Annotated in this window: 9 protein-coding genes; 4 read left to right on the top strand and 5 right to left on the bottom strand. The window is 58.9% G+C overall.

Annotated elements, in window-relative coordinates:
• A partial coding sequence (locus tag DBR24_RS31580; protein ID WP_256591294.1) for a hypothetical protein occupies positions 1–213 on the top strand: 213 nt, incomplete at its 5' end.
• Between the two features lie 346 nt (positions 214–559).
• The gene (locus DBR24_RS05920) at positions 560–1,036 is read left to right on the top strand and encodes a glycine zipper domain-containing protein (protein ID WP_128614184.1); all 477 of its coding nucleotides are present in this window, start codon (positions 560–562) and stop codon (positions 1,034–1,036) included.
• Between the two features lie 64 nt (positions 1,037–1,100).
• Here DBR24_RS05920 and DBR24_RS05925 read toward each other — a convergent pair whose 3' ends face one another.
• The 3 genes from DBR24_RS05925 to DBR24_RS05935 all read right to left on the bottom strand — a co-directional run bounded on the left by DBR24_RS05925 (position 1,101) and on the right by DBR24_RS05935 (position 5,035).
• Complete coding sequence (locus DBR24_RS05925) at positions 1,101–1,526, bottom strand: thioesterase family protein (RefSeq protein ID WP_128614185.1); 426 nt, start codon at positions 1,524–1,526, stop codon at positions 1,101–1,103.
• Positions 1,527–1,746: 220 nt separating this feature from the next.
• On the bottom strand, positions 1,747–2,973 hold the full coding sequence (locus tag DBR24_RS05930; RefSeq protein WP_128614186.1) for a 3-hydroxyacyl-CoA dehydrogenase: 1,227 nt from the start codon (positions 2,971–2,973) through the stop codon (positions 1,747–1,749).
• Between the two features lie 133 nt (positions 2,974–3,106).
• A complete protein-coding gene (locus tag DBR24_RS05935) occupies positions 3,107–5,035 on the bottom strand; it encodes an ATP-dependent DNA helicase RecQ (RefSeq protein ID WP_128614187.1) in 1,929 nt (642 codons plus the stop codon).
• Positions 5,036–5,277: 242 nt separating this feature from the next.
• On the opposite strand from DBR24_RS05935, the gene DBR24_RS31585 reads away from it, so the two are divergent.
• Positions 5,278–5,409 carry a hypothetical protein gene (locus DBR24_RS31585; protein WP_256591295.1) on the top strand — a complete coding sequence of 44 codons (132 nt, stop codon included), beginning with the start codon at positions 5,278–5,280 and terminating at the stop codon, positions 5,407–5,409.
• A 5-nt stretch (positions 5,410–5,414) separates the two neighbouring features.
• Here the strand turns inward: DBR24_RS31585 and DBR24_RS05940 are convergent, their stop codons facing one another.
• Positions 5,415–5,918 (bottom strand): polysaccharide deacetylase, encoded by a 504-nt coding sequence (locus DBR24_RS05940; RefSeq protein WP_123470561.1) that lies wholly within the window; start codon positions 5,916–5,918, stop codon positions 5,415–5,417.
• A 540-nt stretch (positions 5,919–6,458) separates the two neighbouring features.
• On the opposite strand from DBR24_RS05940, the gene DBR24_RS05945 reads away from it, so the two are divergent.
• Positions 6,459–6,758, top strand: a complete 300-nt coding sequence (locus DBR24_RS05945; protein WP_123470560.1) for a hypothetical protein — start codon at positions 6,459–6,461, stop codon at positions 6,756–6,758.
• A 384-nt stretch (positions 6,759–7,142) separates the two neighbouring features.
• Here DBR24_RS05945 and DBR24_RS05950 read toward each other — a convergent pair.
• Positions 7,143–7,471, bottom strand: a 329-nt coding sequence (locus DBR24_RS05950; RefSeq protein WP_128614188.1) for a phosphoenolpyruvate carboxykinase (ATP), incomplete at its 5' end; no start/stop codon positions are given.

The following is a 7,471-nucleotide window of genomic DNA, read 5'->3' on the forward strand; positions in this document are numbered from 1 at the left end:
TGGGACGACGGTCGCGAGCGCCGGGTGAAGGGCTTCACCTTACTGGCGTTTGATATTCCTGCGGGTCAGGCGGCGGCTTACTATCCGGAAGTGAATCCGCTGGTGCCGCTGGAAAGCACCGGGGATGGCAGCCATACACCGACGTCGAAATTCATTGCGATCCGGCTGGAAGCGGCGAGTGAGAGCGGGTTGATCATGGCCAAGTCCGCTTGATACGGGGTCAGCACCATTGCTATCGCGAGCAGGCTCACTCCTACAGTTGAACGTGTTCCATCTATAGGAACTCGGTCACCGCAGGAGTGAGCCTGCTCGCGATAGCGGTCGCCGATTCAATGCAATTCTTTGTACTGTGCACTTTTCAAACGCCCACAAAAAAGGCCGCTTTTTCACAAAAGCGGCCTGTCCGAAGTAGCTAAAGACCGGCAAAAATCGCTTAAGTTCCGCATACAAAACAGTAACTTGCATAATTGTATACAAGTCGTGTTATTCGTCGGATTTCGATTGTCAGCCTTGTTACACAGCCTCAGGATCGGCGCCGTCATCCCTTTGAGGCTCCTCTATGAAGTTCTCCTCGATTCTCTTGTTGTCCCTTGGCCTGGTCAGTGGCTTCGCTTCTGCCGGAGGCACCACCGAAGCAGGTGTGGGCGGCGCATTGGGCGGGGTTCTTGGCTCGGTCGTCGGTCAGTCTTTAGGCGGCAGCACAGGTTCAACCATTGGCGCAGCCCTGGGCGGCGCGGGTGGTAGCGCGGTGGGCGCCAACAAACACAGCCGTGGCGAAGCCGCCATTGGCGGTGCATTGGGCGCAGCCGGCGGTAACGTGGTCGGCCGCAGCATGGGCGGCACCACCGGCAGCCTGATCGGCGCCGCAGCAGGTGGCGGCGCCGGTGGCGCGCTGGGCAACTACATGGGCAACCAGAGCAATGACGAAGGTCGTCATTACGATCGCGGTCGTGACCGTCGCTACTACCGCGATGACCACCGTGGTCGCGGTCACGCCTATGGCCATCGCAAGCATCACCGCTACTATCGCGACTGACGCATTGCGTTACGCGGGAAAGCAAAAATCGCAGCCCTTGGGCTGCGATTTTTTTTGCCCCGGTTCAAACCAGCAGACGCTCCAGGGCTTCACGCAACCGGCCTGGAATCGGAACCGGCTGATTGCTCGTCCGCTCCACGAAGACATGGACAAAACGCCCCGCTGCGCACGCCTCGAACTCCCCCACCTTGAACACCGCCAGTTCGTATTGCACCGAACTGTTGCCCAGCTTGCCGACTCGCAGACCGACTTCGATCAGATCGGGAAACGCGATCGAGGCAAAGTAATCACACGCCGAACTGACCACAAACCCCACCACCTCGCCATCATGAATATCCAGACCACCGACCTGAATCAGGTAGGTGTTCACGGCTGTGTCGAAGAAGCTGTAGTAGGTCACATTGTTGACGTGACCGTAAGCGTCGTTGTCGTGCCAGCGTGTGGTGATGGGCTGGAAGTGTGGGTAGTCGGTGCGTTGAGGGGTGGACATGGTTGGGCTGACTCTCCTGTTTTTTCAGTGAGGCCGCTTGCCCTCACCCTAGCCCTCTCCCAGAGGGAGAGGGGACTGACCGAGGTGTTTTCTCGAAATACACCGACCTGAACTGTCGAGTCGAACTCGAATGCTGAAACCCACGCAGATCGGCTCCCTTCCCCCTCGCCCCCCTTGGGGGAGAGGGCTGGGGTGAGGGGGACCGATTTTCGCCGTAACACTAAGCTTGAGCAAAGCCCTTGCCCTGCGCGGCCAACTCGCCAATCAACCGCGCCGGTTTCCACTGATCGCCCTGACGCGTCTCCAGCGCCAGCAAGCGCTGATGAATGTCCGCCAGCCCCTGCTGATCCGCCCAGGCCATCGGGCCGCCCTTGTCTGCCGGGAAGCCGTAGCCGTTCAGGTACACCAAATCAATGTCGTGTGCCGATTGGGCGATGCCTTCCTGCAAAATCTTTGCACCCTCGTTGACCAATGCCAGAAGACTGCGCTCCAGGATCTCCTCCGGGCCGATCTCGCGGCGCTGGAAGCCCAACCCTTCGCTGACCTGCAACACCAACGCATCGACCTCAGGATCATGCTCGGCCTGACGACTGCCCGGCTCGTAGTGGTAGTAACCGTTGCCGGACTTCTGTCCAAACCGGCCCAGCTCGCACAAGCGGTTATCCACCTGAACCTCTGGCGCATCCTGGCCTTCGCCGGCCAACTCGCGGGCACGCCACTCCAGATCGATGCCGACCACGTCGTACATGCGGAACGGCCCCATGGCAAAACCGAAACCCTGCAACGCCGCATCCACCTGCTGTGGATAAGCGCCTTCGAGGAGCATCTTGCGTGCCTCCAGCACATACGGATGCAGCATGCGATTGCCGATAAAGCCGTGGCAGTTGCCCGACACCACACTGACCTTGCCCATGCGCTTGCCCAGGGCCAGTGCGGCCTCCAGGACCGTCGGCGAAGTCTGCGCACCTCGCACGATCTCCAGCAATTTCATGATGTGTGCCGGACTGAAAAAGTGCAGGCCCAGCACCTGAGCCGGGCGCCGGGTTACCGCGGCAATCGCGTCGATATCCAGCGCCGAGGTATTGCTCGCCAACAATGCTTCGGGTTTCAACAAGCCATCGAGTTCGCGAAAGATCTTCTGCTTGAGCTCAAGGTTCTCGTACACCGCTTCAATCACCAGGTCGACATTACGGATCGCCGCGTAATCCGCCGCTGCACTGACCCGGGCGAGGCGTGCATCGGCTTCAGCCTGATCAATCCGCCCCTGCCGCACGTTGTGTGCGTAAGTGTCGGCTACTGCGGCCAGTGCCTGCTCAAGCATCTGTGGATTGTTATCCACCCATTGCACTGCAACGCCGGCATTGGCCAGGCACATGACAATGCCGCGCCCCATAGTGCCCGCGCCGATCACGGCAGCCTGCTGAATATCGAAGGATGTCTGGCTCATGTTGTTCTCTTGTTGGCGATCCGAAGACAGCCTTCACCATAGTCAGCCAATCACGCTTTTTGAAGTTTATTACCGTGATGATCGACATTCAGCGGATGGATAAACCCCACTCGCGCCAGCGCCTACAAAAAGATCAGAGGTGTTCCTCAACCCAGCGGCGCACGTCGGCGTAGGGATATTCCTCGAGCGCCGCATACCCGGAGATCGTCCGCGCCTTGAGCCTGGTAAACAGCGGCACACTGATCCCGCACAGAAACCGTGTCAGCCGCTCCGCCGTCGGAACACTGCCTGCGTGTTGTTCATGCTTGTGGATAAAATCACCGCACAGCGCCGGGAAACTTTTATCCACAAGCGACGGCAACTGCGGTGGTGCCGGCAGACGCGCGATGTGGCCATGACACACTGAGCAATGCCCGCACCGCTCGGGCGCCTGGTGATCACCGAAGTACTCGGCCAGGCGATACCCCAGGCAACGCTCGGTCGAGAACAGTTCCAGCATCGCGTGTATCCGCGCCACTTCGGCTTGTTCGTGGCGAGTGAAGTAAGCATGCAGCTCACCGCTCAAAACAGCGCTGTCGAAGTCACTCTGCAGCACGCTGTAGACTTCGGTCATCTGCTTGCTTTCAAGTTCGATCCAGCCCTTTTCCTGAAAGTAATCCAGGGCCTTCACCACCCGACTGCGCTCAGCGGAATACTGCGTGTACATTGCCTCGAAATTCACGGTCGCCCAGGTACGTGCACGGCTTGAGGTGCGGATGATCGCCGCGACAAAGTCCCTGCGCTCGCCCTCGAAGCGCTCAAGCAATGCCTCAGGCTCCAGCAGGTATTTGAAACGGTACTCGGCGTAATAGGCGTAGCGCGGAGCGATCAACCCGCGCAGCTCCAGCTGTACCAGCAAAGTCTTGAGCGGCAACGCGCGGATGTTGCTCTGATCCGCCAGCGGTCCGAGCAGAAATTCCCACTGCCCCTCAGGCACCGATGCGTGCAATTCATCGAGCACATACCGAATACCCTCACGCTCCGGCGTGTCGCCGTAAACGAAGTTTTCCAGCACGTTGAGGCTGTCGCGATTGGCCAGCACCAGACAATCCGAGGGCTGCCCGTCGCGCCCTGCCCGACCGATTTCCTGGCTGTAGTTTTCGATGGATTTGGGCAAGTCGAAATGCACCACCTGGCGGATGTCGCTCTTGTCGATGCCCATGCCGAACGCAATGGTCGCGACAATGCAATTGGACTGCCCGGCCATGAAGCGTTTCTGGATGGCTTCACGCTGATCATTGGGCAACCCGGCGTGATAGGCCTCGGCCTGTATGCCATTTCGCCCAAGGTGTTCGGCGACGTGCTCGGCGGTTTTCTGCAGGGTGACGTAGACGATGCCCGGCTGCCCCTGCCGCTCGGTCATCCATTCCACCAGGCGCCGGCGCTTGTCCTGAGCGCGCACCGGTTCCACCAGCAGGTTGAGATTGGGCCGATAGAAACCGGTGGTCACCACGTCCTCGGCGGCAATCGCGAATCTGGCCTGCATGTCGGCGATGACTTTCGGCGTAGCGGTGGCCGTCAGCAGCAGGGCTTGGGGAATGTTGAACTGGCGCTGATAGTCCGGCAGCTTGAGGTAGTCGGGACGGAAATTGTGGCCCCATTCCGAGATGCAGTGCGCCTCGTCCACCACCAGCAACGAGATCGGCACCTGCTGCAGGAAGTTGCGAAATCGCTCGTTTTTCAGGCGCTCGACCGAGACCATCAGAATCTTCAGCTCACCGGAGCGAGCACGAGCCATGACGTCATTGGCGTCGTCGCGGCTCTGTGCCGAATCGATGCTGCCTGCCGGGATGCCGTGGCGTTGCAGGAACGCCAGTTGATCCTGCATCAGCGCCAGCAACGGTGAAACCACCAGCGTCAGATGCGGCAGCAGCACTGCCGACACTTGATAACACAGGGATTTGCCCGAGCCGGTGGGGAAAATCGCCGCCGCCGAGCGCCCGGCCAATACAGCGCTGATGGCCTGCTCCTGACCGGGTCGAAACTGTGGATAACCGAAAACCTGTTCCAGGGTGTTGTGCATTCGCTGTCACTCCTTTGACCGCTGCCATGCCAACAGCCTAGCGGGCGATCGCAGCGAGTCGAGAAAAGGTCGGGGGGCAAACCAATACGGAATGATACAGCCCCGGACGCCCGGTCACAGACTGAAACAAACGGCCCGATTTGTTTATCGCGGTGTTTTCCGGCACCGCGCTAACGTGCCCGCTTCACTCTCCACATAACGCCAGGACGGCGATATGTACGCAACCTCACAAAGGAATGACCATGTCGAACACACTGAAACTGCCCCTCGCCCTCTTCATCGCGTCGCTGTTGCTGAGCGGATGCATGCCGTTTCCCGGTGACACTCCGGAACTCGCCATTTTCGTGGCAAAGGATGGCGCGTCCCTGGGCTGATTGAGTCAGGGCCGCAACACCGCCACACGCAACTGCTCGTTCAGGATCTGCTCATGCACACGCTGGCTGTTGCTCACCCACAGTGTATGGGCAGGGCTGATATCGCCGGTGAACGCTGCCGCCAGTTGCCGCAAGTCCGCGACGCTGCGCACCCTTGGACAAAACACTTGCTCGTCGCAATCGAGGCTGGCAGTGCGATAGGTACTCAGCAAGCGATCCCACAAGTTGTCGCGCACCCGTCTGATCGATTTGAGCTGCACCTGCGCCACACCCAGCCGCTGCTTGAGCCCTGACTCGTCCAGAGCCTCGCTGGCCAGCAACGCCTTGCCAAACATCAGCACTTCGGCACGCGAGGCTGTGTCGACATTCGCCTGACTGGTGAGAGCATCCGGCCAACCGGTTCGATCCAGCTGACTCGACACTGGAGAATTGCCCAACTCAGCGGCAATCACCAAGTGAAAACCACTGACCCACAGCCATACGATCGAGGCCACTCGTAGCCACTGCATACCTAATTCCCTTTAAGCGCGTATCGGACGTTTGGAAATGTCCTACAGATTCTGGCGCGCACCTTACAGCGCTTTTTGGCGAAGTGCCTGAGAAAACCGTAGGAAAATTCTCGCCTAAGGGTTTTGCCTTGAGAACCCCATGAAAATGCGTAGGGCAAATGCCCAAACCTCGGAAAAACCCCTACGAAACCTGTCCATTTTGGCCGTCTTGTTTCGCTCTAGGGCGCCCTTCTATAGTGGTCACAGAGGCTGAAGCTACCGATCGGCCGACCTGAGCGAGCCTGTTCAAATATCAGGCGAAGCAACGGTGAAAAGCCTGTCAACGCTTCATCCGGTTCCTGCAAAACACAACGCTATGTCGCCTTTCGCACCAGGGTTGCTCATACCTATAGTCGTGACGGTCGCTGCCAAATCAGCGGCTCGGGCCTGGTCACTCGAATGGAACGTGCATAAGCGTCCGCTGTATGTCGCCGGTATCCAATTGCCTGCAGTTTTTATGGCGGCTTTGTTTGGGACACCTTCATTTGAGGATCAAGAACATTGAAAACATGGAATCAATTCACGACCGATCGCTTCCGTCCGCTCGAATCCAACCTCACCGACACCAAGCCTCTGGTCATCGACACAGCCGCCAATCCACAAGACATCCTCGAATGCGCCGTGCAGCGCCTGCGTGCTTCAAGCGACCTGCTACGCACCCTCTACTGCCTCAACTTCAAACAGGCCGATGTCGAAGACATCCCGCACATCACCCACGCTCTATATCTGCTGACGCAGGATGGCTGTGACCTGCTGCAGGTTGCGCAACAGCAAATGCTCAACTGGAAGGCTCCGGCCTGATAACAGGCATTAGTCAGGCTCCCCCCTGAAGCAGCAACTGATCTCGACGAGTTGTTCGAATCAAAGGGAAATTCGCCGCCAACGACCGCCCCTGTACAGAAGAGGCAGAATCGAAGTAACACGAGGAATGGCTGCGGCCTCCGACTACAGCATCGTCCACGCGATCAAAGACCGATGCGTAGAAATGCTGCGAATAATCCAGGCCCGGCAGCAATGGGCCGTGAAAGCTGGGGGTACTGAGAATGCCCCGCCACTCAAGTGGCTTTATTCTGGCTGTTCAGCTCGAATTCTGCGGGAATAATGGCAGTCCACCTGTGAGCACTTTCCACTCGCCCACAAAAAAGCCGCCCCAAGAGGCGGCTTTCTCATCGCTGCAAACCGATCTTACAACTTAGGACCGGCAGCCTTGATCGCGTCGCTCACTTCGAACTTCTTGAAGTTCTCGATGAACAGACCGGCCAGTGCTTTGGCAGCCTCGTCGTACGCAGCCTTGTCAGCCCAGGTGTTGCGTGGGTTGAGCAGGTTGGTTTCAACGCCCGGTACGGCCAATGGCACGTCGAGGTTGATGGTGTCCAGGTGCTCGGTGGCTGCACCGATCAGCGCGCCGCTCTGGATCGCGGCGATCACAGCGCGGGTGGTCGGGATGTTGAAGCGTTTGCCGACGCCGTAGCCACCGCCGGTCCAGCCGGTGTTGACCAGGTAGACCTTGGAGC

It is taken from the genome of Pseudomonas sp. HMWF006, assembly GCF_003061205.1.
Lineage (GTDB): Bacteria > Pseudomonadota > Gammaproteobacteria > Pseudomonadales > Pseudomonadaceae > Aquipseudomonas > Aquipseudomonas monsensis.